Origin of the sequence: Streptomyces sp. NRRL B-3229, from assembly GCF_000719505.1 — a bacterium.
Lineage (GTDB): Bacteria > Actinomycetota > Actinomycetes > Streptomycetales > Streptomycetaceae > Streptomyces > Streptomyces griseorubiginosus.
In genome coordinates this window covers 22,216-46,735 of the sequence record NZ_JOGP01000036.1, presented here as the reverse complement: position 1 = coordinate 46,735, position 24,520 = coordinate 22,216, and the positions used below count along the sequence as shown (strand labels likewise).

Sequence of the window (24,520 nt, the reverse complement as noted above, 5' to 3'; positions counted from 1 at the left end):
CCGTACCTGGGGATTAGCCTCAGCAGATGATTCCAGCGCCGCTGCCGACGGTCGTCAACGGACAGCGCCGAGGGTCATCCCGTGCGCTGGCCCGGCGCTCCGCAGCCGTCCTCACCCCGCGGTTGACCGAGGCGGAAACCTCACTGCTGCCTATTACTCCTGGCGTGCTGAACACCCCGCGCCACTTCCACGTCTCGTCCGTGGTCAACCGGCAGTCGATCACACGGCATGGCCTGGACTGGACCCGGATGGGCGCCGCACGGGGCATCACGGGCAGCCGCCGCCCCGAGGTGGAGGGGATTTTCGTCTGCCGGGACGAGGACGTGTCGTTCTTCCTCCAGATCAACAACACCGGTGGCCCGGTTGACGGCTGGGCCGTGGACGACGTCGACGGGGCGTCGCTCCTCGACAACGGCAACGGCTTCTTCCACCTGTCCGAGCGCATACCGGCTGCGCGAATCCGGTTGGTGCGGTCGGATGTTCCTGCTCAGTAACGTTCTTGACCTCGCGTGACGGGACACCAGAGTGGAGGGTTCATGTCCTTCGGCTTCAAGACGTCCTGGCTGGCCGTGCGTGACGCCGGGCCGGAAGAGGTGGCCGATGCCCTCGGTCTACGGCTCCGACAGCGGATGGACTGGGAGACTGGCACCGAACTCGCCTACTCGCAGGGTGTCTTCGTCGCCAGGCCGGTCCCGGGGTGGACGCTCGCCCACGGCAGGATGCATCTGACGCACCCGACGGAACCGGCGGATCCGGAGTTCCCCGCCTGGCTGCGGTCGCTGGCCTCTCGTGTCGGGGACCTCCAGTACTTCCGCAACGAGCGCGTCAGCGACTACCACGTCTGGGCCAGGGTCGAGTCCGGTGAACTGACCCGCGCCTACTGCTACATCGGCATGAGCGGGGAGGTTCCGCTGCGCCGGGGTGAACCCACCGCCGTCGAGCGGGAACTCGGTGTCGGTCTGGTCGGGCGGGAAGAGGTCCGGCCGGAGTGGGGAGAGGCCGAATGGGACGCCTGGCACACGGCGATGCCGACGGAACACGAGGTGATGCGGATAGCCGCCGACTGGAGTGTCTGCCCGGCACTCATCGACGACGCGTCCGTCACCGAGCCCGGGATCCACGGGTTCCCCCGGGGTGTCGATCCGGGTCGCGCATGAGGACCTGAGCTCCGATGAGATCGGACGGCCCGCGAGCGCGCGGTCCGGCGCGGGCACCGCTCTGCCCCATGCCCCGTCCCCCGGCCACCGCCCAGACGCCCGGCCATCGCTCACCTGACGGGGCGTTCCCCCGTGTCCGGTCGCTCCAGCTGGGAGGCGAGGACCGCCGCCTGGACGCGGCGCTGGACGCCGAGCTTGGCCAGCAGGCGGGAGATGTGGTTCTTGACCGTCTTCTCGGAGAGGTAGAGCTTCTTGCCGATCTCGCGGTTGGTGAGACCGTCGCCGATGAGGGCGAGGATGTCCCGCTCGCGGGGAGACAGTCCGGCCAGCTCGGGCGACATGGTCGGGGTGTCGGCCGGGTCGGCACGCAGGGAGCGCATCAGACGGGCCGTGGTCGCAGGGTCGAGCATCGACTGGCCGGAGGCGACCGTGCGCACCGCCGAGACCAGGTCCGAGCCTCTGATCTGCTTGAGGACGTATCCGGAGGCTCCGGCCATGATGGCGTCCAGCAAGGCGTCCTCGTCGTCGAACGACGTCAGCATGAGGCAGGCCAGCTCGGGCATCCTGCTGCGCAGCTCCCGGCAGACCGTGATGCCGTCGCCGTCGGGGAGGCGTACGTCGAGCACGGCGACATCGGGGCGCAGCGCCGGAGCGCGGACGAGCGCGTGCTCGACGGTGTCGGCGTCGCCGACGACGGAGATGCCGGGTTCGGCGTCGAGGAGGTCGGTGATCCCGCGTCGTACGACCTCGTGGTCGTCCAGAAGGAACACACGGATCGGATTCTGCTCCGTGAAGGTGCGTGTCTCGGTCATGACCCCTCGTCCCCGGCGGCGTACGGGCTGCGGGCCGCCCGTCACGACGATCATCGCTCGCCGGGGCCGGATGCACTAGGGCCGACCGGCCCTACTCGGGGACTGCCGTGGCCGCCAGGGCTCGTGGCAGCTGCGGTCCCGTTCGAAATCCACGTCGACCACCCCCTCCACGGCGCGCACCAGGCGGGCCGCCACCGGGAGCAGGGACGTGTCCCGTACCCGACCGCTCAGCTTCACCACGCCGTCGTGGACCTGCACGTGGACCGCTGAGGCGGGGAGCGGGAAGAGGTAGGACACGATCTCGCGGCGGATCTCCTCCGCGAGGTCCTCGTCGTCGCGCAGGAAGACCTTGAGGAGGTCGGAGCGGCTGACGACGCCCTTCAGCAGGCCCCGCTCGTCGACCACCGGCAGCCGCTTGACCTTGGCGCGGGCCATGGTGCGGGCGGCTTCGGCGAGGGTGGCACCGGGGGCGGTGGTGAGGGCCGGGGCGGTCATCAGCTCCTCCGCCGTCACGCCGCCGGCCTTGGCGAGGTCGGTCAGGCGACGCAGCTGGGTGTACCGGTCGGGGTCGCCGTCGCGGAACTCCTCCTTGGGCAGCAGGTCGGCCTCGGAGACGACGCCGACGACGCGGCCGTCGCCCTTGAGGACGGGCAGCGCGCTGACGTTCCGGTCCTGCATGATCCGCACGATCTCCTTGAAGGTGGTCCCGCGGCCGACCGCGGTGACCGTGCGGGTCATGACGTCGCTGACGATGTGCGGGGTGCCGTGCATGACCGCTCCTCCGGGTTCACACGGGGCTGCCCGCGCCGTAGGGCGCGTACAGGTCCAGCAGCCGGGTCCGGGCGGAGCGGAGGCGGTGGGCGAGCACGTCGCCGACCCACTGGGCCACGGCGCAGCCCATCGCGGGGTCGTCCTGGCACATCAGGCGGACGGCCGTGGCGTCGAACTCGTAGGCCCGCACCGGTGTCGTCGCCTCGGCGCCCAGATGCCAGACGTGCGGAGTGAACAACCAGGACCAGCCGACGAGTTCGTTGTGCCGGAGGATCTCGATGACGGCGGCTCGGCGGCCGGGCACGTGCATGTCGAGTTCGACCGTGCCGGTGCGGACGATCCAGAAACGGTCTGCCCTGCCGCCCTCCTCGAACAGCCGCGTCCCCTGAGGGATGGACACCTCGCGGGCGACGTGCATGAGGCGCTCCCGGTGCTCGACAGGCAGGGCTCGCAGCATGCTGGGGGTGGGAGTGCCGGCCATGACGCGCCTCCTGCGGAACGGGGGACCTGCCAGGGCCAGCATGTGCCTGAGGCCAGGCGGCGGACCATGGGCCACCCGGCCCCTCGACCGGGCCGCTCGGCTCCCGGGAAGCCGGTCGTCGCCATCCCCGGCCCACCGTCCTCCCCGTGGCGACGGCCTGGCGCCCCCGTCGGGCCTCGCCACTCGACGGGGACCAGGTCTATTCGGCGTCCGCCCGGGACCAGTGCCGGTAGGCGGCCACCGCGCTCGGGAGCGTCGGAAAGATCCGGTCCGTGCCCACCGAGTCCGCGAGGCCGTACGCCCTGAGGTCGTCCAGCAGGTCCTGTTTCACCCTGGCCAGGGCGAACGTGACTCCGCGGGCCGTGAGTTCGCGGCGCAGCGCGTCCACGGCGTCAAGGGCGGTGATGTCGACCTCCACATTGGCCTCGGTGTTGAGGAGGAACCACCGCACGGGCTCGGTCTGCATGTCGACCGCGGCCAGGGCACGCCGGTGGAAGTCCTCCGCGTTGGCGAAGAACAGCGGGGAGTCGTAGCGGTAGACGAGCAGCCCGGGGATCGTGCGGGCCGCCGGGTAGTCGTCGACGTCGTGCATGCCGGCCACGCCCGGGACCAGGCCCTCGATCGCGTCGTGCGGGCGGGCCACCCGGCTCAGCAGCTCGGCGACCGACAGGCCGACGGCGACGAGGACGCCGTAGAGGATGTCCAGGGCCAGCACCCCGGCCAGACAGCCGAGCGCGAGCAGCAACTCGCGGCGGCGGAAGGCGGCCAGGCGGCCGAAGCCCGCCAGGTCGATCATGCGGACGGCGGCGTAGACGACGAGCGCGCCGAGGACCGCGGAGGGCATGCGCGTGAGCAGGGGGCTGAGGAGGAGCAGGACGGCGAGCACCGCGGCCCCGGCGACCAGGGAGTACGCCTGGCTGCGGGCGCCGGCCGAGGCGGCGAGGGCGGTCCGGCTGGCGCTGCTGCTGACGGGGAAGCCGTGCAGGACACCCGCGCCGATGTTGGCGGCGCCCAGGGCGAGAAACTCCTGGTCGGCGTCGAGCGCGGGGCCCTGGCCGTCGGACGGGGCGAACGCCCGTGCCGTGAGGATGAAGTCCGTGTACGCGACCAGGAGCACGCCGAGGGCGGGGAGGACGAGACGCGGCACCTCGCCGAAGTCCGGCCAGGCCAGGGCGGGGAGACCCGAGGGGACCTCCCCGATCACTTTGACGCCGTACCGGCCGTCGAGGTCGAGGACCACCACGGCGAGGGTGGCGAGGACGACCGCGAGCAGCGGTCCGGGCACGGCACGGAGGTATCTCGCGATCGCGAAGAGCAGGGCGAGCACGGCAGCGGAGAGGACGACGGTGGCCGGGTGGGCGTCGGGCAGGCCCCTTGCGAAGGACCACAGTTGAGGGAAGAACCGCGTCTCGGTCGTCCCGACGCCGGTGAGTCGGGGCAGCTGGTCCACCACCATGATCAGTGCCACGCCCGCCAGGTAGCCGGTCAGTACGGGGCGGGAGAGCAGGTCCGCGAGGAAGCCCAGGCGTACGGCGCGGGCGACCAGGCACAGCAGGCCCACGGTGACCGCGAGCGTGGCCGCGAGGGTGGCGTAGCGGCCGGGGTGCCCGGCGGCGAGCGGAGCGACCACGGTGGCCGTCATCAGGGCGGTGGTGGACTCGGGGCCCACCGACAGCAGACGTGAGGAGCCGAACAGCGCGTACAGGGCGAGGGCGGGCAGGATCGCCCACAGTCCGGCGACCGGCGGCAGTCCGGCCACGCCCGCGTACGCCATGACCTGCGGCACCAGATACGCCGCCACGGTGAGGCCGGCCAGCAGGTCGCCGCGCAGCCAGGCACGCCGATAGCCGAGGAGGACGACGACTCCGGGGACCAGGGCCCGTCGCCCCGATCCGTGTCCGGCTGTGTCGCGTGCCATGAGCCGCCCCTTTCGTCCGGGCTCAGGATGCACCACCGTTCGCGGCACTCCGACCGCGGGACGGGGCGACGGGCCACCCGACAGGCCCGCGCCGGCCGCGGGAGGGGCGGCTGACCGGGCCGGTGGGCGGCCCCTCCCGAACACCTGCGGGTGGGGCCGATCGGCCCCACCCGCAGGGAACTGCGGCCCCTGCCAGGGGCCCCGTCCACAGACGAGCCTCATAGAGGAACCCCCGATCCAAGAGGTGGAGATCATGACTCGCAGCATCACCGTCGGCCTCGACGGTTCGAGCGAAAGCCGGGCTGCCGCCGAATGGGCGGCACGCGAGGCCGCACTGCTCGGTCTGCCGCTGAAGCTGGTGCACGTCTGGGAGCCGGTCCCCGCACCCATGGCCCAGGCCCCCCTCCTCGGCGCGGAGACGCAGCAGCACTGGACCGAACGCGTTCCCCGCGAGGCGGCCGAAGGCATCCGGCTGCGCCACCCGGGCCTCGAGGTGGCCGCCGAACAACAGTCCGGCCGCCCCGCCGACGTCCTGACGGACGCGGCGAAGGACGCCGAGCTTCTGGTGGTGGGCTCGCGCGCCCTGAGCGGGATCGGCGGGTTCCTGGTCGGCTCGGTCGCGCTGTCCGTCGTGGCGCACGCCGAGCAGCCGGTCGTCCTGGTCCGGGCCGGGGAACAGGCCGCCGACGAGCACGAGATGGACCCGGCCGGTATCCCGTCCTCCGCGACCCCGTTCCGGCCCGTCGTGCTCGGCCTCGACATCGAGAGCCCGGACGAGACGCTGATCGAGTTCGCCTTCGCGGCAGCGGCCCGCCGCTCCACGTCGCTGCGGGTCGTGCACGGCTGGAACCCGCCCCCGTACTACGCCTACGGCCTCGCCACCGACCTCGAACTCCACGCCGCCCTCTCCCGCCGCGAGACCGTGGCCCTGACCGAACTCCTGCGCCCGTGGCGCGAGAAGCACCCGGACATCGAGGTCACCGAGGAGTCCTCCTACGGCGCCCCCGGCAACCACCTCGCCGACGCCTCCCGCGATGCCTCGTTGGTTGTGGTGGGCCGCCGGATCCGCCGAAGCCCCTTCGGCGCCCACATCGGAACCGTCACTCACGCAGTCCTGCACCACTCCGTCGCCCCTGTCGCCGTCGTCCCCCATCCGTGAGGAGAGCAGCAACCATGCAGGCAGCAGTCGTACGAGCCTTCGGCGAGCCCCTGGTCCTCGAGGAACGTCCCGATCCCGAGCCGGGCCCGGGCCAGGTCCGGATCCGTGTCGAGGCGTCCGGGCTGTGCCACACCGACATCCACGCCGCCCGCGGTGACTGGCCCGTCAAGCCGAACCCACCCTTCGTGCCCGGTCACGAAGGCGTCGGCCTGGTCGAGAAGCTCGGGGAAGGCGTCACACACCTCAGCATCGGGCAGCGGGTCGCCGTGCCCTGGCTCGGCAAGGCCTGCGGGCGGTGCGAGCACTGCCTGTCCGGCTGGGAGACCCTGTGCGAGCAGCAGGTCAACACCGGCTACGGCTGCGACGGCGGGTACGCCGAGAAGATGCTGGCCTGGGCCGACTTCGCGCAGGCCGTGCCGGACGGCGTCAGCGCCCTCGACGCGGCCCCGCTGACCTGTGCGGGCGTGACGACGTACAAGGCGCTCAAGGTCGCCGGTGTGCGGCCCGCCCAGCTCGTCGCCGTCTCCGGGATCGGCGGGCTCGGTCATCTGGCCGTGCAGTACGCGAAGATCGCCGGCGCCCGGGTGGCCGCGATCGACGTCACTGACGACAAGCTCGAACTCGCCGCCGAACTCGGCGCGGACCTGGTCATCGACGCCCGCAAGGACGACGTCGGCGCCGTCCTGAAGCGGTCCGGCGGGGCGCACGCGGCGATCGCCCTGGCGGTGAACGAGGACGCCTTCGCCGCCGTCAACTCCGGGCTGCGGCGCGGCGGCAAGCTCGTGATGGTCGCCCTGCCCGCGCACGGCACGATCCAGGTGCCGATCTTCGACACCGTCCTCAACGGGACGAGCGTGATCGGCTCGATCGTCGGCACCCGGCAGGACCTCGCCGAGGTGTTCCAGCTGCACGCGGCAGGGCGCACCCGGGTCGTGAGCGAGACGCGCCCGCTGGCCTCGGTGAACGAGTCGATCGACGAGGTGCTGCGCGGCCAGGTCAAAGCCCGCATCGTCTTCGACCTGGGCACGGGGAGGTGAGCGCGATGACGGCCGACCTGCCGATCGTCGTCGGCGTCGACGGTGGCGAGCCCGCTCTGCGGGCCGTGGACTGGGCGGCGGACGAGGCCGCCCGGCGCGAGCTGCCGCTGCGGCTGGTGTACGCGTCGCTGTGGGAGCGGTACGAGGGCACGCAGCTCACGAAGGATCCCGGCAAGCCGTCGGAGCAGGCGCGGGCCGAGGACATCGTGGCGAGCGCCGCCCGACGCGCCACGGACCGGCGGCCCGGCGTGCTCGTCTCCACCGACGTGCAGCCGGAGGAACCCGAGTACGCGCTGATACGGGAGAGCCGCAGCGCCTCCCTCCTGGTCACCGGGACCCGTGGCCGGGGCGGTCTCGCCGAGGCGCTGCTGGGTTCGGTGAGCCTGCTCGTGGCCGGGCACGCCCACTGTCCGGTGGTCGTCGTCCGCGGGCCTGCCGCACCCCCGGTCCGCGCCCGTGTGGTCGTCGGGGTGGGCGAGCAGCAGGCGGCCGTGCGCTTCGCCGCCGAGGAGGCGCGGCAGCGAGGTGCCGCGTTGGAGGCCGTACGGGCCTGGCGGTGCCCGGCGCACGAGAGCACCGACCACCCGCTGCTCACCGGTGAGCCCGCCCGGCTGCACGAGCAGCAGGCGTCGGAGGCGCTGGAGAAGGCGCTCCTGGACGTCCCCGCCGATGTCGAGGTGCACCGCCGTACGGTCGAGGGGCACGCCCGGACCGTCCTGGTGGACGCCTCGCGGGACGCCGATCTCCTGGTCCTCGGGGCCCGCCGCGGGCAGCGGCACTTCGGGCTCCAGCTCGGTCGGGTCGCCCACGGCGTGCTGCACCGGGCCGCCTGCCCGGTCGTCATCGTGCCCGAGCCGGTGTGACCGATGACCAGATGACCAGATGACCAGCTGCTCAGAGGCTCGCCGCGTGGTCGGGGACGTAGGTCTGAAGATCGCGGGGCGGGCGCTGGTAGCCGGTGGAGGGCGGGCGCGCGGGCAGTTCCAGTACCGGCGGCGGAACGTCGTCGTAGGGCACCGAATCCAGCAGGTGCGCGATCATGTTCAGGCGGGCCCGCCGCTTGTCGTCGCTCTCCACGACGTACCAGGGAGCCTCGGAGATGTCGGTGTGCACCAGCATCTCGTCCTTGGCGCGGGAGTACGCCTCCCAGCGGCTGATCGACTCCAGGTCCATCGGGGACAGCTTCCAGCGTCGCAACGGATCCTCCAGACGCCGCCGGAACCGCTCCTGCTGCTCGGTGTCGCTCACCGAGAACCAGTACTTGCGCAGCACGATCCCGGCCTCGACGAGCATCCGCTCGAAGATCGGGCACTGGCGCAGGAACAGCCGGTACTCCTCCTGCGTGCAGAAACCCATCACGTGCTCGACCCCGGCCCTGTTGTACCAGGACCGGTCGAACAGCACGATCTCCCCGGCCGCCGGCAGATGCTCGACGTACCTCTGGAAGTACCACTGCGTGCGCTCGCGCTCGGTCGGCTTCGGGAGCGCCGCGATCCGGGCGATCCGGGGGTTGAGGTGTTCGGCGACCCGCTTGATGGTGCCGCCCTTGCCCGCCGCGTCCCGGCCCTCGAAGACCACCACGAGCCGGGTGCCCTCCGCCCGCACCCACTCCTGAAGCTTCACCAACTCCGTCTGAAGACGCAGCAGTTCGTTCTCGTACACCTTGCGCGGCAGCTTCGCCGCGTCCTTGCCGGCCATGCCGCCTCCACCCACCGATGACCTATTCAGGGAGCACACCCATGTCCGAGGTCGAACACCTGGACGCCACCGTACTTTCCGACGACGAACTGCGCACCCTGGACGCCCGCTCGCGGGTCCCGCCCGGCCTCGCCGTACGTCCCGCCGCCGCACCCCGGCAGACGGCGAACGCCCGCAGCTGAACACCCTTCGCTGCAAACGGAGTTGACAACACATGGCCTCGTCGGCAGAGCGTCCTCCGGCTAGGAGGGCACCACGGCGACGGGGCACCGGGACCTGGTCACGAGTCCGCGCACCGTTGCCGAGGAGGCGGCCCGCGCGCTCCTGCCGACGACCACCAGGCCGGCGTGCGCGGACTGTCGCACCAGGGCCTGGACGGGGCTCAGCAGCCGGACGTCCTCCAGTACGTCCACCTCCGGGTACTTCTCCCGCCACGGCCGCAGCGCGCCGGAGAGCAGGTGCACCTCGTGGTCCTCCCAGATGGCGCGGTCCTCCTCCGGTATCCCGAAGCGCAGTTCGGCGGCGTCGGCGGGAAGCCGCCAGGCGTGCACGGCCCGCAGCCGTACGCCCCAGCGTCGGGCGGTGTCGAAGGCGAAGGCGACGGCCTCCGCCCCGGGGTTGCGCGCGTCCACTCCGAGGACGGTCTCTGCGGCGACGGGCTCCCCGACCCTCTCGGGGACCAGCACGCACGGACACGAGGACCGGGACAGGTCGTCCAAGTCCCGCGCGCAGGCCACGACCAGCTCCGTCTCCTCGGAGGCGGGCGGGGTCCCGTCACGGTGCAGCTGGAGCGGGAGCCCGCGTCGGGCCGCTTCCCAGGAGGCCCAGCGGGCGGCTGCCTCGCAGTCCGCGCAGCCGACGTGAACGACGATGACACGTTCCATGCGATCTGCCTTCCTCCTGCTTCCGGCCGGATCAGCCGAAGCTTGAGCCACGTACGCAGTACGGAAGTACCCCTCGGACCTCAGCCCGTGCGGTGTCCCCAGGTCGGCCCGACCAGGTCCCACTCCCGGTCCCAGCCCGCCATGCGCCGCTGGTCGAGCCGCCGGCGGACGAGGGCGCCGGCCGCACACACGGAACCGGCGAGGGCCAGCGCCGCGAAGCCGCCCATCACGGCCGCCTCGAGAGTGGTCTCCGCAGCGTTCGGCGGTTCGGTGACCAGCGTGCCCCGGCCGTCCTCCCACACCACGACACGGGTGCCTGCCCTCAGACCGACGGTGACCAGAGTGCGATCCACGCGCGCTGAGCCGTCGGGAGCCCGCCAGCGCACCTTCGCGAGGTCCTTCTCACCCGACGACCACTTCCCCGACGCAGGCCTCGGTACGTCGGAGAGGAGGACGGCATGCACGGAGTGCCGGTCCGCGCGTTGCCGATCGAGTGTGCTCACGGTGGCTTGTGCCGCGACCAGGCCCACGGCCGTGCCGCCCACCACGACCAGGACCCACACGGCCAGTACGACCCAGGCCTCGGCGATGTCGTCGCGTCGGCGCAGCGGATTGCTCCGCCAGCGCCAGAACCGCCTTATCCCCTGCCGCCGACGTCCCATGGTTCCGCACCTCCTCCGGTCAGTAATCCCGCCTCGAAGGTCCCAGGACCGCCGGGTGCCGGGCGCGGGCCGACCGGGTGCCGTCATGGGGCCGGGCAGCACCTGTCGGCGCCAGGACATGGGGCCGAACGGCCTAGATGGCCGGAGAACTGCGGAGAACCCCGGACAGCCCCGGGTGGACGTCGAAGACGGGGTGAATCTCGAAGGCCTCTCCGAGCCCCGCGGCGCGCAGGAGCCTCAAGAAGCCCCCGTCGCCGTTGACCAGGCGCAGCCGTCCGCGGCGGGCCAGCACCCGGTTGCGCACCCGGCACAGGGCCGCCAGTCCCGCGCAGTCGATGAAGGTGACCTCGGTCAGATCGACCACCAGGTCCGGGTCCGGGCGGCACGTCAGTGAGTCGAGGAGTGACATCAGCGGTACCGCCGTCACGAGGTCGATCTCGCCGTACGGCATCACCACGGTCGTTCCGTCGACCGTGCGGACCGTGTGGGGTGCTACAGGCCTCGTGAGCTTGTCGGACATGATCCGATCCAAGCCGGGGCGGCAGACGGTCCGGAAGGGCCGAACGGTCCCCTTCACCCCGGTCCGGTCGGCCCTGGGCCGGCGGTGGCAGGGGCCCCCGCCCAGCTTCCGAGGAGGCCCGATGGGCCCAAGCGACGGCTGCGCGCGAAGGCCAGGCTGGAGGCCGGGCGAATTCGCTGCGGAACGAACTGGAGTCGATTCCACCGCGGAACGAACAGGAGTGAGGAGCGCCATGACAGCCTTCGTGTACCACGGTGCCGGACGATCCGCTTGGGAGGACGTCCCTGACCCGGCCGTGAAGGATGGAATCGTGCCGGGTCACGAGGCCGTGGGCGGTTGAACGGCCGATGTACGCCAACGACGGATTCCGGGAGATCGGACGGGCCGAGTGCCTGCGGCTGCTGGCCCAGGCACCGATCGGCCGCATCGTGCACACCCGCGGAGCCCTGCCCGCGGTACTGCCGGTGAACTTCGCCCTCGACGAGGAGGGAGCGGTGGTGCTGTGCACCTCGGCGGCCTCGGAGCTGGTGCGCGCGGTCGACGGCACGGTCGTCGCCTTCGAGGCCGACGCCGTCGACGCGGCCCGACGCTGCGGCTGGAGCGTCGTCGTCACCGGTACGGCGACCGTCGTCACCGACCCCGCCGAGCACGCCCGCCTGGTCCGCACCGGGCCGCCCTCCTGGGCGCCCGCGCCCGAGAAGGTCTTCGTGCGTGTCGCACCCGAGCTGGTGGCGGGACGCGAACTCGTCGGCGGATACGGCTCCGACCGGTACGGCTGCCTCGGCATCGGGGCCTGATCCGATCGCCCTGCCGCAGCCCCGTGAGTCGTCCGTTGCTGTTCCGCTCCGGGTCCCGGGCAGAGCCTTGTTCTGCTCCGGGGTCAGGGGCAGAGCCTCCCGCCCGGCCTCCGGCCGTGGCACCGGCACCGGCACCGGCACCGGCACCGGAAAGGGTGAGCGGGAGCGGCGCACCGCCCTGATCCGCCGCCGCTTCCGCAGGTCTCGGTCCTCCTCCGTTCCGGTCGGCCTCGTAGGCTCCTCCGCTTGGGGCGCCGGCGTCGCCGCCTGGCGAACCGTTCCGATCCCGTACCGTGCCGCACCGCAGGCCGGTAGCGTGATGACTGACCGGAGGGGCCGGTGTCAGCCCGCCCGAGAGACCGAGGAGAAGCTGGTGGGAAGCCCCGACGAGCCCCAGGACGTGCAGCAGGCCCGGGTCGGGCTGCCGCAGCTGCGGCTGGACGAGCTGCTGGAGGAGCTCCAGGCGCGTCTGGACGCCGCCCGGGGTACCCGCGACCGGGTGCACAGCCTGCTGGAGGCCGTGCTGTCCGTCGGCCGGGAGCTCGATCTGGAGCAGGCTCTGCGCGGCATCGTCGAGGCCGCCGCGGTGCTCGTCGACGCCGAGTACGCCGCCCTCGGCGTGATCGGCCCCGACGGCCGACGGCTGTCCGCCTTCCACACGGTCGGCGTCGACAAGGAGCAGATCGCGAGGATCGGCCCCTTCCCCGAGGGCCACGGGATCCTCGGCGAACTGATCCGCCGCCCCGAACCGCTGCGGCTCGCGAAGCTCTCGGAACACCCGGCGTCGTACGGCTTCCCGCCCAACCACCCGCCGATGAACACCTTCCTCGGGGTGCCCATCAGGGTGCGCGAGCAGGTCTTCGGCAACCTGTACCTCACCGAGAAGCGGGGAGGGGCGCAGTTCGACGAGGAGGACGTCTCGGTGACGTCGACCCTGGCGGTGGCGGCGGGGGTCGCCATCGACAACGCCCGGCTCTACGAGGAGTCCCGGCTGCGGGAGCGCTGGCTGCGGGCGAACGCGGAGATCACCCACACCCTGATGGCCGGTGGCACTCCAGGGGAGGTCCTCGGGCTGATCGCGGGCCGTGCCCGGGAGATCATGGGGGCGGCGCTGGCCGTGGTCGCCGTGCCGATGGCGCACACCGGCTCGCTCGTCATGGAACTCGCCGTGGGGAAGGACGCGGAGGCGCACCGGGGTCTGGTGGTGCCGGAGGAAGGCAGCCTCATCGGTGCGGCCTTGGCTTCCGGCAGCCCTGTCACCAGCGGGGACGTTTCCCACGACGAGCGCGTGTCAGTCGAGCCGGCCCGGTTCGCGGGACTGGGCCCGGCGGTGGCGGTCCCCATCGGCACGGCACCCGGTGCGGTCCGGGGCGTCGTCCTGCTGGTCCGGGAGGCCGGCGCCACGGCCTTCTCCGGCAAGGAGATCGAACCGCTGAAGGGCTTCGCGGCGCAGGCGGCGGTCGCCATAGAGCTGGCGGAGAGGCGCGCGGACGCCGAGGAGGTCGCCGTGCTCCAGGACCGCGACCGTATCGCCCGTGACCTGCACGATCTAGCCATCCAGCGGCTCTTCGCCACGGGCATGACCTTGCAGAGCGCGGGCCGCTTCATCGAGCACCCCGAGGCTGCCGAGCGGGTGGTGCGCGCGGTGGACGACCTCGATGAGACCATCAAGATCATCAGGTCGACGATTTTCGGCCTTCGTTCGCGCGACGGTGCCGACGGGACCGGGCTGCGGGCGCGCGTGGTGCGGATCGCCGGTGAGGCGGCGCCGGTGCTGGGTTTCGCGCCCAGCGTGCGGATGGAGGGCCTGATCGACACCGATGTCCCCCGCGAGACGGCCGACCATGTCGCCGCCGTCCTGGCCGAGGCCCTCACCAACATCGCCCGCCACGCGCACGCCGACCGCGCGGACGTCGCTCTCGTCGTCGGCTCCGGCCAGGTGCGGCTCACGGTCACCGACGACGGCGTCGGCATCCAGGCCGACGGCCGCCGCAGCGGGCTGCGCAACATGGCCGAGCGGGCTCGGCAGTTGGGCGGCGATCTGGAACTGGGGAGTCCTGAAGGCGGCGGGACCACCGTGACGTGGCGGGTGCCTGTCGCGTCGGCCTAGCGCGGGTGCGGGCCGCGGCGACCGTGACCGTGTCCTGCCCCGAGCACGCCGGAGTCGGCTGCTCCGGCCTCCCTCGGAATCGCTCATTGACGACCTGAGTTAACGTCGATAACTTAACGGCACTAACCTGAACGGGAGCAGCCGTGACCTCACTCGCAGCCGATGACGTCTACGCCCTCGCACCGTACGCCAAGACGCTGGGCGTCGTGTTCGACGAGATGACCGCCGCCGGCGTCCGAGCCACGCTGGCGCACGATCCCTCGCTCTCCACGGTGGGCGGTGGTCTGCACGGCGGAGCGTTGATGGGGCTCGCCGACGTGTGCGGTGCCGTGTGCGCCGCGCTCAACGGTCCGGTCGGTGCCGCTCCGGCCACCGTGGAGTCGACGACGCACTTCCTCCGGCCGGCCCGCACGGACGTGGTCGCGACGGCGCGTCCCCTGCGGGTGGGGCGCAACACCGTCGTCGAGGTCGATGTGCACGACGCCGAGGGCGAGTTGTGCGCCAGGGTGACGCAGGTGGTCACCGCCGTCGGCCAGAAGGCCTCCTGATGGCGGCGTCTCTCCAGGGCTCGCCTCCGTGACCGCCTCCCGGACCCGGGCCGCCAAAGGGCAGGGCGGCCTGCTGCGCGACCAACTGCTCGACATCGCCGGCCGGTTGCTCGAAGACGGAGGCGCCGACGCACTGACGATCCGCGCGGTGGCGACCAGCGCAGGAGTCACACCACCGGCTGTGTATCTCCACTTCTCCTCGAAGCAGGAACTCATCCACGCCACGTGTCTGCGGGTGTGGAGTTCCCTGTTCGTCGAACTGGAAGCGGTGTCCGAGGGCATTGCGGACCCGGTGACGGCGCTCCACGAGACCTGCGTCGCCTACATCGCCTTCGGGCTTCGCCATCCCGCCCAGTACCGGCTGGTAATGGACGGCGAAGCCACCGAGGCGAGCCGCCACAACGAGGACGCGTGTTTCCGCTACTTCAGGGACAAGGTCACCGCCTGCCGCGAGGCCGGCGTGCCGGTGGAGAGCCCGACCGAGACGACCAGAGTGCTGTGTTCCGCCGTGCACGGCGCGGTGTCCCTCCTCATCCACCAGGAACGTGACACCTGGCCTTCGGACACCGCCCGTTACACGGCCCGCGCCGCGTCCTCAGCCGTCCACGGTGCCCTGCTCACCGCCTCTCGCACTCCCCTACCGTCGATGTCCGCGGTGACACGGCCGGACTGAACCGCGCGATGGCCTCCCCGGGGCACCGTCGGCATGACGGTGCCCCGGGGAGGCCTGCACGGTGCTCCCGGAGGAGTCAGGTGCGGGTCCAGCGCTGGTTGCTGCCGCCCGAGCAGCTGTACAATTGGATCTGGGTGCCGTTCGCGGTACCGTTCCCGACGGCGTCGAGGCAGAGACCGGACTGGACTCCGACGATGGATCCGTCGGAGTTGAGGCGCCACTGCTGGTTGGCGCCGCCCCAGCAGCTGTAGATCTGAACCTTGGCGCCGTTGCCGGTGCCGGCGGCGTCCAGGCACTTGTTGCCGTAGACCCTGAGCTCACCGGCGCTGGTGGACGTCCACTGCTGGTTGGTGGCGTTGTTGCAGTCCCACAGCTGGACCTGGGTGCCGTCGGCCGTGCCGGCGTTGGGAACGTCCACGCAACGGCCCGAACCGACGCCCTTGATCTGTCCGCCGCCGCCCGACGGAGGCGGCGTGGTGGTGCCGCCGTTGAGCGCGTTGAGGACGGAGGTGTAGGCGGCCTTCTTGCTGCCGTCGCCGTTGAACAGCAGCGGCGTCTGCTCCGATCGCCAGGAGTCGCTGTCGCGCACGCCCCAGACGGTGACACCGAGGCAGCGCGAGACGGCCAGGCAGTCGTTCACCACGTTGGCGTACGTCGTGGGCGAGGCGCCCTGGATGTCGAGCTCGGTGACGGCCACGTCGACGCCGAGAGCGGCGAAACTCTGCAAGGTGGTGCGGTAGTTGCTGTTGTACGGGCTGTCGTTGTTGAAGTGCGACTGGAAGCCGACGCAGTCGATCGGTACACCGCGCTGCTTGAAGTCCTTGACCATGTTGTACACGGCCTGGGTCTTGGCCCAGGTCCAGTTGTCGGTGTTGTAGTCGTTGTAGCAGAGCTTGGCGGCGGGGTCGGCGGCGCGCGCGGTGCGGAAGGCGACCTCGATCCAGTCGTTGCCGGTGCGCTGGAGGTTGGAGTCGCGCCGGGCGCCCGAGTTGCCGTCGGCGAAGGCCTCGTTCACGACGTCCCACTGGGCGATCTTGCCCTTGTAGTGGGCCATCACGCCGTTGATGTGGTCGATCATCGCCTGGCGCAGGCTGCTGCCGCTGAGGCTCTGCATCCAGCCGGGCTGCTGGGAGTGCCAGGCCAGGGTGTGCCCGCGGACCTTCTTGCCGTTCTGCACGGCCCAGTTGTATACGCGGTCGCCGGCGCTGAAGTTGAACTGGCCACGCTGCGGTTCGGTGGCGTCGATCTTCATTTCGTTCTCGGGCGTGACCATGTTGAACTCACGGTTCGCGATCGAGGTGTACGCCGAGTCGCCCAGTCTGCCCGAGGCGATGGCGGTGCCGAAGTAGCGGCCGCTCTGGGCCGCGGCCGCACCGAGGGTGCTTTCGGCGGCGTGTGCGGGGGGTGACGCGGCCAGCGCGGTGGTTGCGCCCAGGCCGCCGATGATCAGTGCGAGCAGGGAACCGCGGATCCTCCGGCCGACACCGGATCTGGGTAGGGCGTACGAACCCATGGGCGTACCTCCAAATGGACGTCACGGACTGGCTGGAGCGCAGGCTGAAACCCCGGCCGCTCCCCCGCGACGGCAGGCGGGACGGGCCGGGCCCCGGGCAGCACGGGGAGACCGGAGGAGGGGCTCGGCTCAGCTCGGCCGGGAAGTCCCCGAAGCCTGGTCGCCCCTCGGAGAAGGATGATTGAGGCGTTGACGGTGGCTCGTCAATACATCCGCGAAGAAAGTTTCCAATTCTGCTTCGAAACATTCGAAGCCCAAGGCCCCTTCAGATGAACCGTTTGCAGACAGAACAGCCAAAGACCTTGACCAATGGGGCCTGTATTTCTAACTTGTGGCGTCGAAGTATCCGTGGACAGCGTCGAATGTTTCGAAGAAACAACCAGCCCCCCACCGGGCCGTTCCACGGTCCACCGACGCAGCGCCACCTCGCACCGCACTGCCCCGCCCCGTCCCCAAGGAGGCCCCCACATGCGGTTACGCTCCCCGTCCACGGTCCCGCTCAGACGCCTGTTCGCCGTCCTGGCACCCCTGCTGCTGGTGGCCGCTTTCCTCGGCGCGCAGCCCGCCAGCGCGGCGACCGTCGACACCAACGCCTCGTACGTGCTGGTCAACCGCAACAGCGGCAAAGCACTCGACGTCTACAACCTGGCCACCACCGACGGCGCCCGCATCACCCAGTGGACCAGGAACGACCAGAGTCAGCAGCAATGGCAGTTCGTCGATTCCGGCGACGGCTACTACCGCATCAAGTCCCGTCTCTCGGGCAAGGTTCTGGACATCTACAACCAGTCCACCGTCAATGGCGGCTCCATCGTCCAGTGGGCCGACCTGAACGGCACCAACCAGCAGTGGCGGCTGGCCGACAGCGCCGACGGCTACGTGAGGCTCATCTCGCGCCACAGCGGCAAGGCCCTCGAAGTGCAGGGCGCCTCCACCGCCGACAACGCGAACGTCGTCCAGTACGACGACTGGGGCGGCACCAACCAGCAGTGGCAGCTCGTCAAGGTCGGCGCCGACACCCCCGGAGCGTGTGATCTTCCGTCGTCCTACCGCTGGACCTCGACGGGCGCGCTGGCGCAGCCCAAGTCCGGGTGGGTCTCGCTCAAGGACTTCACCGTCGCCCCCTACCAGGGCAAGCAGCTCGTCTACGCGACGACGCACGACAACGGGTCGACTTGGGGTTCGATGAACTTCAACCTGTTCACCAACTGGTCGGACATGGCCTCGGCCGGCCAGAACGCGATGTCCAACGCCGCCGTCGCGCCCTCGCTCTTCTACTTCGCGCCGAAGAACATCTGGGTGCTCACCTACCAGTGGGGCGGGAGCGCCTTCTCCTACCGGACGTCGACCAATCCCACCAACCCGAACGGCTGGTCGGCTCCGCAGGCGCTGTTCACCGGAAGCATCTCCGGCTCCGGCACAGGGCCCATCGACCAGACGCTCATCGGTGACAGTCAGAACATGTACCTGTTCTTCGCCGGTGACAACGGCAAGATCTACCGGGCCAGCATGCCGATCGGGAACTTCCCGGGCAACTTCGGCTCGTCGTACACGACGGTCATGAGCGACACGGAGAAGAACCTGTTCGAGGCACCGCAGGTCTACAAGCTCCAGGGCCAGAACCGTTACCTCATGATCGTCGAGGCCCGGGGCGCCAGTGAGCAGCGCTTCTTCCGTTCGTTCACGGCCACCAGCCTGAACGGCTCGTGGACCCCGCAGGCCGCCACCGAGAGCAACCCCTTCGCGGGCAAGGCCAACAGCGGCGCCACCTGGACCAACGACATCAGCCACGGCGAACTGATCCGCACCAGCGCCGACCAGACCATGACCGTCGACCCCTGCAACCTCCAACTCCTCTACCAGGGGCGCAGCCCCAACTCGGGCGGCGACTACGGCCTCCTCCCCTACCGTCCCGGACTGCTGACACTGCAACGCTGACGGCACGACAAGAACGGGGCGGGCTCGGCACGGCGCCGAGCCCGCCCCATCCCTGTCCCAGAGGTGTGCGGACCTGGTGGTTTCCGCGTCAGTCAGTCGAACAGGTCGACCAATCCGTTCACCCAGATCGCGAGAAACGCGAGCACGGCGACCAGGCAGCCGGCGCCCGCTAGCACGCCGCCGACCGTCCATGGCACGGAGGGCTCGTCCTCGTTCCGCTCCCGGCCCTCCCCGTAGGTCGCGGGGTCGTCCCAGTCGACGGACCGTCCCAACTCCTCGGCACAGGCGGTCCGCAGAGCGGCCAGCTGCCGCTCCGCGAAGGAGGTGGCTGCCAACGCCTCCGGGCCGCGCCATGCGAGGGCCTTCATCCGCCGGCCGGAAGTCCCGTACCGCGCCTCGAAGGCGGCGGTCTCGTCGGCGGTGCGGTCCTCTTCGAGGAACATCCAGCGTCCGGCCTCGGCGGCGTCGCCGTAGAGCCGGTACACCTCGGCCAGACGCCGACGGAGCGTCAGATCGCAGGGAAAGGACGACACAAGACCGCGCAGCCGCTGGCGCGCGACCGGCACCCGGCCGGCAGCCAGGTCCGCGTCGACTCGGGCGAGGGTCTCTCTCGGGGGCATGAACGCATGATCGGGTACGGCGCCGATCGACGTCGACCAGGTTTTCCGCGACCACGCCCGCGGTCGGCGGGCGCCGCCTGCCGACCGTGGTCGCTCACCGGGCGGTGGTCAGACCCGTGATGACGAGGGTGAGCCAGCGGGCGCGGGCCGCCGGCGGCTGGTCGGTGGGAGCTGTGGAGAACAGCAGGTAGATGTCGTCGACGGTGACATCGGGATGGATGTCACCGGCGGCCTGTCCCGCGCGGATGAGGGCGGTGACCGCTGCCCCGGCGCGCTCTTCGTCGGTGCGGTCGCCGGGCTCCGCGCCCAGGGTCTGTGCGGCCGCCTTGATCGCCCGGTCGGTCACGGACGCCTCGACGAGGCGGCCCAGGAGGGCCGTCAGCTCGTCCACCGCGCGGGCGCCGGCGGCAACCCGCCCAAGGGTCTCTTCCGCGTCGCCTGCCATCCGCGTGATGTGCTCGGCGACGACGGCCGCGACCAGGTCGGTCTTGGTGGGGAAGTGCCGGTACAGCGTGCCGACCGCGACGCCGGCCGCGGCGGCGATCTCGTCCATCCCGACCTCGGGCCCGTGCGTGGCGATCTGCTCACCGGCCGCGGCGAGGATCTTCTTCCGGTTGCGGACCGCGTCGGCGCGCGGCGCCCTGGCCTGAGGCACGGGCCTGCCTTCCTCTCCACTTGCATTAACGTGAACCACGGTTCAGGATAGATGCTGAACCGAAGTTCATCTTACTAGCGGAGGAACCGCCATGCCCGCCAAGACCGCCCTCGTCACCGGAGCCTCGTCGGGCATCGGCGAAGCCACAGCCCTCAAGCTCCAGGAACTCGGCTACACCGTCTACGGGGCCGCCCGTCGCACCGACCGCCTGCACAGCCTCACCGACCGCGGCATCCGCCCCCTGGCCATGGACGTGACCGACGACGCCTCCATGCAGGCCGGGATCGAGAAGATCGTCACCGAGACCGGTCGTATCGACGTACTCGTCAACAACGCCGGTTACGGCTCCTACGGTGCCCTCGAGGACGTTCCGCTGGAGGAGGCCCGCTACCAGTTCGAGGTCAACGTCTTCGGCGCGATCCGCCTGGCCCAGCTCGCCCTGCCCCACATGCGCGCCCAGCGTTCCGGAACCGTCGTGAACATCACCTCGATGGGCGGCAAGATCCACACCCCGCTCGGCGGCTGGTACCACGGCACCAAGTTCGCCCTCGAAGCCCTGAGCGACTGCCTGCGCGTGGAGGCCAAACCCTTCGGAATCGACGTCGTCGTCATCGAGCCGGGCGGCATCGCCACCGAGTGGGGCGGTATCGCCGCCGACAAGCTGGAGAAGTCCTCCACCGACGGCGCCTACGCCGCCCAGGCCGGCGCAGTCGCCTCCTCCCTGCGCTCCGAGGCCAACGCCAGGCGCATGTCCCCGCCCTCCGTCATCGCCGACGCCATCGGCAAGGCCGTCACCGCCCGCCGCCCCAGGACCCGTTACGCCAAAGGCTTCGCCGCCCGCCCGCTGATGACCCTGCGCCGGGTCCTGCCCGACCGCGCCTTCGACGCGGTCATCTCCCGGGCGGTCGGGCTCGCGCGCTGAGGGTGCCGTGCCGGGATCCTTTTCCTGCCGGCCGGCCGACCGTTCGACCGACGGCTTCGGGGTTCGGACCGTACTGGTTGGCGGCCGGGGTACCGACTGTCGCCACGACCGAGAGATACAGGACCGGACCGGCTAAGGGAACGGGGACCCGCCGGGGCGCGCCGTGCGCACCCCCCCTGCCGCGGGATCCAGCCGGTTCGCAACGCCCGCAGTACGGTACCCAGTTACCCAGGCGCACCATCCTCCCGCACGGAATGCGGTGGAGCGGGCCGTACGCCCCTCAGGAACCGTCCGGCTCCAGCGACCTGACGGCGTTGTCGATCTCCGCATCGATGAGCCGCTGCGCCTCCAGGGAACGGTTGTTGAAGACGCCGGTGAGTTCGAGGCTCACGATCCCGTGCACCCGCGACCAGATCAGAATGGCGGCGCGGGCGGCGCGCGGCGGGGTGTCCGGCCGCTGTTGTGCACGTGCCCACTGCCGCAACTGCCCGTCGAGGGTGCGGTCGCCGCTGCCGCTGTCGGCCGACGGGGTTCCCTGCACGGCCGTCAGGAGGTCGATGAGCAGCGCCATCGCCTGGTCCAACGGAGTCTGCCCGGTGACATCGCCGGGCAGATCGCCGGCCTGCTCACCGAACAGCATCCCGTAACGACGCCGGTACCGCAGGGCCCAGTCACGGTATGCGCCGACCAGCTCCCGCAGTCGCGCGCGAGGCGCCCGCCTGCTCCCTTCCACCGCCTGGCTCATCGCCGCCACGAGCTGCTGATAAGAAAGCGTCACCAGGTGGGCCACCAGCGCGTCGCGCGACGGGAAGTAGCGGTAGACCGCCGGTGCGGACATCGCCATGCCCCGGGCCAGCGCAGCGATCGACAGGGCGTGGATGCCGTCCGCGTCGATGATCGCGAACGAGGTGTCCTCGATCTCCTGGAGGGTCTGCGCCCGAAGTCGCTCGCGCCGGCTCATGGTCTGCGGTGCGTTAGTCATGGACGCATCGTAAGGGACCGACGGAATTCGTGCCGCCCATAGCTTTTGTTACGAGCCGTAGCACTTTCGCTTGACAAGGCAGATGGGCCGACACATAGTTACGGTCATTAACTGAGCGACGCAGAGTCGCAGCTGCTTGAGGAGTCGACCATGACCGAGTTGGACGCCACCGCAGAGGGCACCACGACCGCCACTGAGATGGTGCTGCCGGGCAAGGTCGCCCCGAACGGCCTGCAACTGGTGCGGCGGACACTGCCACCACCCGCGGTCGGCCAGGCGCTGGTCCGGGTCGAGTCGACCGCGGTGTCCTTCGCGGAGAGCGCGATGCGTCGAGGCCGCTACTACGGCCAGCCCGCGTTCCCGTTCGTGCCCGGATACGACCTCGTCGGCGTCGTCGAGGCCGTCGGCCCCGGCGGGGACCTGAACCTCATCGGTCGCCGCGTCGCCGCGCTGACCAAGACCGGCGGCTGGGCCACGGCCGTGCTGCTGACCGCCGCCGACCTGGTCGAGGTGCCCGACGGAATCGAACCGGACGACGCGGAGACATTGATCGTCAACGGTCTGACCGCGTACCAGATGCTCCACGCGAAGGCGAAGGTGCAGGCCGGACAGACCGTCCTCGTGACGGGCGCGGCTGGAGGTGTGGGCTCGATTCTGGTCCAGCTCGCCCGCCACACAGGAGCCACGGTGATCGGCACGGCGAGCCCGCGCCATCACGAGGCGCTGCGCGCACTCGGCGTGGAGCCGATCGACTACCGCGATCCCCATGTGGCCGCCCGCGTCCGCACCCTGGCCCCCGACGGCGTGGACGCCGTGTTCGACCACCTCGGCGGCGCGAGCGTCACCCGCTCCTACCGACTGCTCAACCGCACCGGCACGCTGGTCTCTTACAGCATCGCGGCCGCACTCGACGGCACTCGCCCGGTCCTGCTCGACTTCCTGCCACTACTGGCCAAGCTGGCGTTCTGGAACCACCTGCCCACGCGCAGGCACGCGAGTTTCTACGACATCTGGGCAGGCGCCGGCAAGCCGGACTCGGCCAAGCGCGAGGCATTCCGCGCACGGACACGCACCGACCTCACCCACGTCCTCAACCTGCTGCGCGACAGCGTGCTCACCGCCCAGATCGCCGCCCGCTTCCCGTTGGCGGAGGCCGCCGCGGCACTGGAAATGGCCGAATCATCCGCTCGCACGGCCCCCGGCAAGATCATCCTCACACCGTGACGGACGAGGGTGGACATCGATCTGGTCCCTGGTCCAGTCAGAACTCCTGACGAAGCGGGTGTGGGGGAACGGCAGGCTCGATGCCCATGAGCCAGAGCGCTTCGCAAGCGGCGGCATTCTTCTGAGCCATCCGGCGAAAGCAAAGTGGTCTCGCCGGTGCGCGGTGCCGACGGCAGCCCGACGCACCCGTCCGCGGACGGCCACGGATCCCCCCGTCGTGGTCACCCGGAGGTCCACGGCGTCGGTTTCTTGAAGCTGCCGCAGTACTCACCGAGTACGTCCGCCTGCCAGACCCTCGCCAGGGCCTTCCGGAGCGGTGCGCAGCTGTCGGCGTCGACGACGGTGAGTTCGGCTTCAGCGGAACGCCGGTCTTGCCTTCGGTGATGTCGGAGCGGACGTACTGCCGATCCAGGTAGTAGGGCCCCTCGGTCATCTCGCGGTGTGGCTCCGGTGGTCAGGAAGACACGATGCTCGTCAAGCGGTCGGCAGGACAAGGCGGGATCGGACCGGAAGTCAGCCTGGAGAAGTAGCGGTGGAGGGAGGTGTCGGTCTACGGAAGCTGGATTCCGGACCAGGCTCCGACCTCGCACTGGCCGTCGGCATTGTTCCCGGCAGCCACGACTGTGCCGTCGCCCCGCAGGCCCAGGGTGTGCGTGGAACCGGCGGCCACCGCGACGACATCGCGCCAATCGCCGACGTCGCACTGCCCGTGGGTGTTGTCTCCCACCGCGAGGACCCGTCCGGACGCCGTGACTCCGACGGTGTGGTAGCTGCCTGCGTCCAACGCCACGACGTCCTCCCACGCGCCGACCTCACACGCCCCGGTTGCCCGCTCTCCGGTCGCCACGGCCCGCCCGTCGGCTCTGAGACCGACGGTATGGAGACAACCGGCCGAGATCGCGACCAAGTCGCGCCAGCCGTCCACGTCGCACTGGCCTCGCCGGTTGTTCCCCGAGGCCGGCGCGGAACCGTCCGAGCGGACGCCCACCGAGTGCCAGTCACCACACGAGAGGGCAACCATCTCGCGCCAGGACTGCACCTCGCACTGTCCTTCGGAGCCCCGGCCGACTGCCAGAACGCGGCCGTTCGCCAGCAACCCGAGCGTGCGGCGCCAGCCTGCCGCCACAGCCGTGACGTCTCGCCATCCGCCGACCTCACACTGGCCGTCGCCGTTCCACCCCGACGCCAACACCGTGCCGTCCGACCGGAGTCCCACCGTATGGGACCTACCCGTGTTCGACGCCGTATGGACATTGCCGGCTGCCACCGCGACGACGTCCTCCCAGCGCTCGACACCACCTTCGCCGGCTGTCGTCCTGCCCACGGCGAGAACGGACCCGTCCGAGCGCCGTGCGACCGAATGACGCCTTCCGGCGGCCAGAACCGACGAATTGGCGAGCAAGGGCGCCTCCTTCTGCTCAGGCGCGTCTGACGGATGG

The 24,520-nt window shown here is 70.8% G+C and carries 26 protein-coding genes and 1 pseudogene; 13 read left to right on the top strand and 14 right to left on the bottom strand.

Annotated elements, in window-relative coordinates; all coding sequences use genetic code 11:
• The first annotated feature begins 26 nt into the window (after positions 1–26).
• Together IF54_RS0136635 and IF54_RS0136630 are read left to right on the top strand one after the other, a co-directional pair.
• Positions 27–494, top strand: coding sequence for a hypothetical protein (locus IF54_RS0136635; protein WP_234439150.1), 468 nt, complete (start codon positions 27–29; stop codon positions 492–494).
• A gap of 42 nt (positions 495–536) precedes the next feature.
• Positions 537–1,157 carry a hypothetical protein gene (locus tag IF54_RS0136630; RefSeq protein WP_030326853.1) on the top strand — a complete coding sequence of 207 codons (621 nt, stop codon included), beginning with the start codon at positions 537–539 and terminating at the stop codon, positions 1,155–1,157.
• 110 nt (positions 1,158–1,267) lie between these two features.
• On the opposite strand, the gene IF54_RS0136625 is transcribed toward IF54_RS0136630, so the two are convergent.
• The 4 genes from IF54_RS0136625 to IF54_RS0136610 all read right to left on the bottom strand — a co-directional run bounded on the left by IF54_RS0136625 (position 1,268) and on the right by IF54_RS0136610 (position 5,139).
• Entirely contained in the window at positions 1,268–1,969 is a 702-nt protein-coding gene (locus tag IF54_RS0136625; protein WP_030326851.1) for a response regulator, read from the bottom strand.
• A 75-nt stretch (positions 1,970–2,044) separates the two neighbouring features.
• Entirely contained in the window at positions 2,045–2,740 is a 696-nt protein-coding gene (locus tag IF54_RS0136620; protein WP_030326849.1) for a CBS domain-containing protein, read from the bottom strand.
• Between the two features lie 16 nt (positions 2,741–2,756).
• The gene (locus tag IF54_RS0136615; protein WP_030326848.1) at positions 2,757–3,221 is read right to left on the bottom strand and encodes a Crp/Fnr family transcriptional regulator; all 465 of its coding nucleotides are present in this window, start codon (positions 3,219–3,221) and stop codon (positions 2,757–2,759) included.
• A gap of 199 nt (positions 3,222–3,420) precedes the next feature.
• Positions 3,421–5,139: a SulP family inorganic anion transporter gene (locus IF54_RS0136610; protein WP_037821093.1), complete on the bottom strand. Its 1,719-nt coding sequence runs from the start codon at positions 5,137–5,139 to the stop codon at positions 3,421–3,423.
• 253 nt (positions 5,140–5,392) lie between these two features.
• Between IF54_RS0136610 and IF54_RS0136605 the strand changes: the two genes are divergently transcribed.
• The 3 genes from IF54_RS0136605 to IF54_RS0136595 are packed head-to-tail and all read left to right on the top strand — an operon-like array spanning position 5,393 to position 8,198.
• The gene (locus IF54_RS0136605; RefSeq protein ID WP_030326843.1) at positions 5,393–6,298 is read left to right on the top strand and encodes a universal stress protein; all 906 of its coding nucleotides are present in this window, start codon (positions 5,393–5,395) and stop codon (positions 6,296–6,298) included.
• A gap of 14 nt (positions 6,299–6,312) precedes the next feature.
• Positions 6,313–7,335: a zinc-dependent alcohol dehydrogenase gene (locus IF54_RS0136600; RefSeq protein WP_030326842.1), complete on the top strand. Its 1,023-nt coding sequence runs from the start codon at positions 6,313–6,315 to the stop codon at positions 7,333–7,335.
• A gap of 5 nt (positions 7,336–7,340) precedes the next feature.
• Entirely contained in the window at positions 7,341–8,198 is an 858-nt protein-coding gene (locus IF54_RS0136595) for a universal stress protein (protein WP_030326840.1), read from the top strand.
• A gap of 31 nt (positions 8,199–8,229) precedes the next feature.
• Here IF54_RS0136595 and ppk2 read toward each other — a convergent pair whose 3' ends face one another.
• Positions 8,230–9,033 carry a polyphosphate kinase 2 gene (gene ppk2 / locus IF54_RS0136590; protein WP_030326838.1) on the bottom strand — a complete coding sequence of 268 codons (804 nt, stop codon included), beginning with the start codon at positions 9,031–9,033 and terminating at the stop codon, positions 8,230–8,232.
• Positions 9,034–9,074: 41 nt separating this feature from the next.
• On the opposite strand from ppk2, the gene IF54_RS42855 reads away from it, so the two are divergent.
• The gene (locus IF54_RS42855) at positions 9,075–9,215 is read left to right on the top strand and encodes a hypothetical protein (protein WP_159002283.1); all 141 of its coding nucleotides are present in this window, start codon (positions 9,075–9,077) and stop codon (positions 9,213–9,215) included.
• A 60-nt stretch (positions 9,216–9,275) separates the two neighbouring features.
• Here IF54_RS42855 and IF54_RS40035 read toward each other — a convergent pair whose 3' ends face one another.
• From IF54_RS40035 to IF54_RS0136570, 3 genes are all read right to left on the bottom strand, one after another.
• Complete coding sequence (locus tag IF54_RS40035; protein WP_078852238.1) at positions 9,276–9,917, bottom strand: universal stress protein; 642 nt, start codon at positions 9,915–9,917, stop codon at positions 9,276–9,278.
• 80 nt (positions 9,918–9,997) lie between these two features.
• Entirely contained in the window at positions 9,998–10,579 is a 582-nt protein-coding gene (locus tag IF54_RS0136575; protein WP_030326834.1) for a hypothetical protein, read from the bottom strand.
• Between the two features lie 133 nt (positions 10,580–10,712).
• Positions 10,713–11,099 (bottom strand): STAS domain-containing protein, encoded by a 387-nt coding sequence (locus tag IF54_RS0136570; RefSeq protein WP_030326833.1) that lies wholly within the window; start codon positions 11,097–11,099, stop codon positions 10,713–10,715.
• Between the two features lie 347 nt (positions 11,100–11,446).
• Here IF54_RS0136570 and IF54_RS0136565 point away from each other — a divergent pair, with 347 nt between their 5' ends.
• The 4 genes from IF54_RS0136565 (at position 11,447) to IF54_RS0136550 (ending at position 15,227) form a co-directional block, all read left to right on the top strand.
• On the top strand, positions 11,447–11,896 hold the full coding sequence (locus IF54_RS0136565) for a pyridoxamine 5'-phosphate oxidase family protein (RefSeq protein WP_030326831.1): 450 nt from the start codon (positions 11,447–11,449) through the stop codon (positions 11,894–11,896).
• Between the two features lie 373 nt (positions 11,897–12,269).
• The gene (locus tag IF54_RS0136560) at positions 12,270–14,006 is read left to right on the top strand and encodes a GAF domain-containing sensor histidine kinase (RefSeq protein WP_030326828.1); all 1,737 of its coding nucleotides are present in this window, start codon (positions 12,270–12,272) and stop codon (positions 14,004–14,006) included.
• A 143-nt stretch (positions 14,007–14,149) separates the two neighbouring features.
• Positions 14,150–14,554 (top strand): PaaI family thioesterase, encoded by a 405-nt coding sequence (locus IF54_RS0136555; RefSeq protein ID WP_030326826.1) that lies wholly within the window; start codon positions 14,150–14,152, stop codon positions 14,552–14,554.
• A 28-nt stretch (positions 14,555–14,582) separates the two neighbouring features.
• Positions 14,583–15,227 carry a TetR/AcrR family transcriptional regulator gene (locus IF54_RS0136550; protein WP_030326824.1) on the top strand — a complete coding sequence of 215 codons (645 nt, stop codon included), beginning with the start codon at positions 14,583–14,585 and terminating at the stop codon, positions 15,225–15,227.
• 76 nt (positions 15,228–15,303) lie between these two features.
• Here IF54_RS0136550 and IF54_RS0136545 read toward each other — a convergent pair whose 3' ends face one another.
• A complete protein-coding gene (locus IF54_RS0136545) occupies positions 15,304–16,740 on the bottom strand; it encodes an endo-1,4-beta-xylanase (protein ID WP_030326823.1) in 1,437 nt (478 codons plus the stop codon).
• A gap of 468 nt (positions 16,741–17,208) precedes the next feature.
• Here IF54_RS0136545 and IF54_RS0136540 point away from each other — a divergent pair, with 468 nt between their 5' ends.
• Positions 17,209–18,678, top strand: coding sequence for a non-reducing end alpha-L-arabinofuranosidase family hydrolase (locus tag IF54_RS0136540; RefSeq protein WP_030326822.1), 1,470 nt, complete (start codon positions 17,209–17,211; stop codon positions 18,676–18,678).
• A 92-nt stretch (positions 18,679–18,770) separates the two neighbouring features.
• Here the strand turns inward: IF54_RS0136540 and IF54_RS0136535 are convergent, their stop codons facing one another.
• Positions 18,771–19,298, bottom strand: coding sequence for a DUF6584 family protein (locus IF54_RS0136535; RefSeq protein ID WP_030326820.1), 528 nt, complete (start codon positions 19,296–19,298; stop codon positions 18,771–18,773).
• A gap of 94 nt (positions 19,299–19,392) precedes the next feature.
• Positions 19,393–19,953 (bottom strand): TetR/AcrR family transcriptional regulator, encoded by a 561-nt coding sequence (locus IF54_RS0136530; protein ID WP_030326818.1) that lies wholly within the window; start codon positions 19,951–19,953, stop codon positions 19,393–19,395.
• 91 nt (positions 19,954–20,044) lie between these two features.
• Here IF54_RS0136530 and IF54_RS0136525 point away from each other — a divergent pair, with 91 nt between their 5' ends.
• Positions 20,045–20,875, top strand: a complete 831-nt coding sequence (locus IF54_RS0136525; RefSeq protein WP_030326816.1) for an oxidoreductase — start codon at positions 20,045–20,047, stop codon at positions 20,873–20,875.
• Positions 20,876–21,155: 280 nt separating this feature from the next.
• Here IF54_RS0136525 and IF54_RS0136520 read toward each other — a convergent pair whose 3' ends face one another.
• Complete coding sequence (locus IF54_RS0136520) at positions 21,156–21,857, bottom strand: TetR/AcrR family transcriptional regulator (protein WP_030326814.1); 702 nt, start codon at positions 21,855–21,857, stop codon at positions 21,156–21,158.
• Positions 21,858–22,007: 150 nt separating this feature from the next.
• Here IF54_RS0136520 and IF54_RS0136515 point away from each other — a divergent pair, with 150 nt between their 5' ends.
• Positions 22,008–23,081: a medium chain dehydrogenase/reductase family protein gene (locus IF54_RS0136515; RefSeq protein WP_051735676.1), complete on the top strand. Its 1,074-nt coding sequence runs from the start codon at positions 22,008–22,010 to the stop codon at positions 23,079–23,081.
• A gap of 257 nt (positions 23,082–23,338) precedes the next feature.
• On the opposite strand, the pseudogene IF54_RS43740 reads toward IF54_RS0136515, so the two are convergent.
• Both IF54_RS43740 and IF54_RS0136510 read right to left on the bottom strand, forming a co-directional pair.
• Positions 23,339–23,520 (bottom strand): annotated as a pseudogene (locus IF54_RS43740) (protocatechuate dioxygenase); the annotation flags it as partial.
• Positions 23,521–23,631: 111 nt separating this feature from the next.
• Positions 23,632–24,483: an RCC1 domain-containing protein gene (locus IF54_RS0136510; RefSeq protein WP_030326810.1), complete on the bottom strand. Its 852-nt coding sequence runs from the start codon at positions 24,481–24,483 to the stop codon at positions 23,632–23,634.
• Between the last annotated feature and the right edge of the window lie 37 nt (positions 24,484–24,520).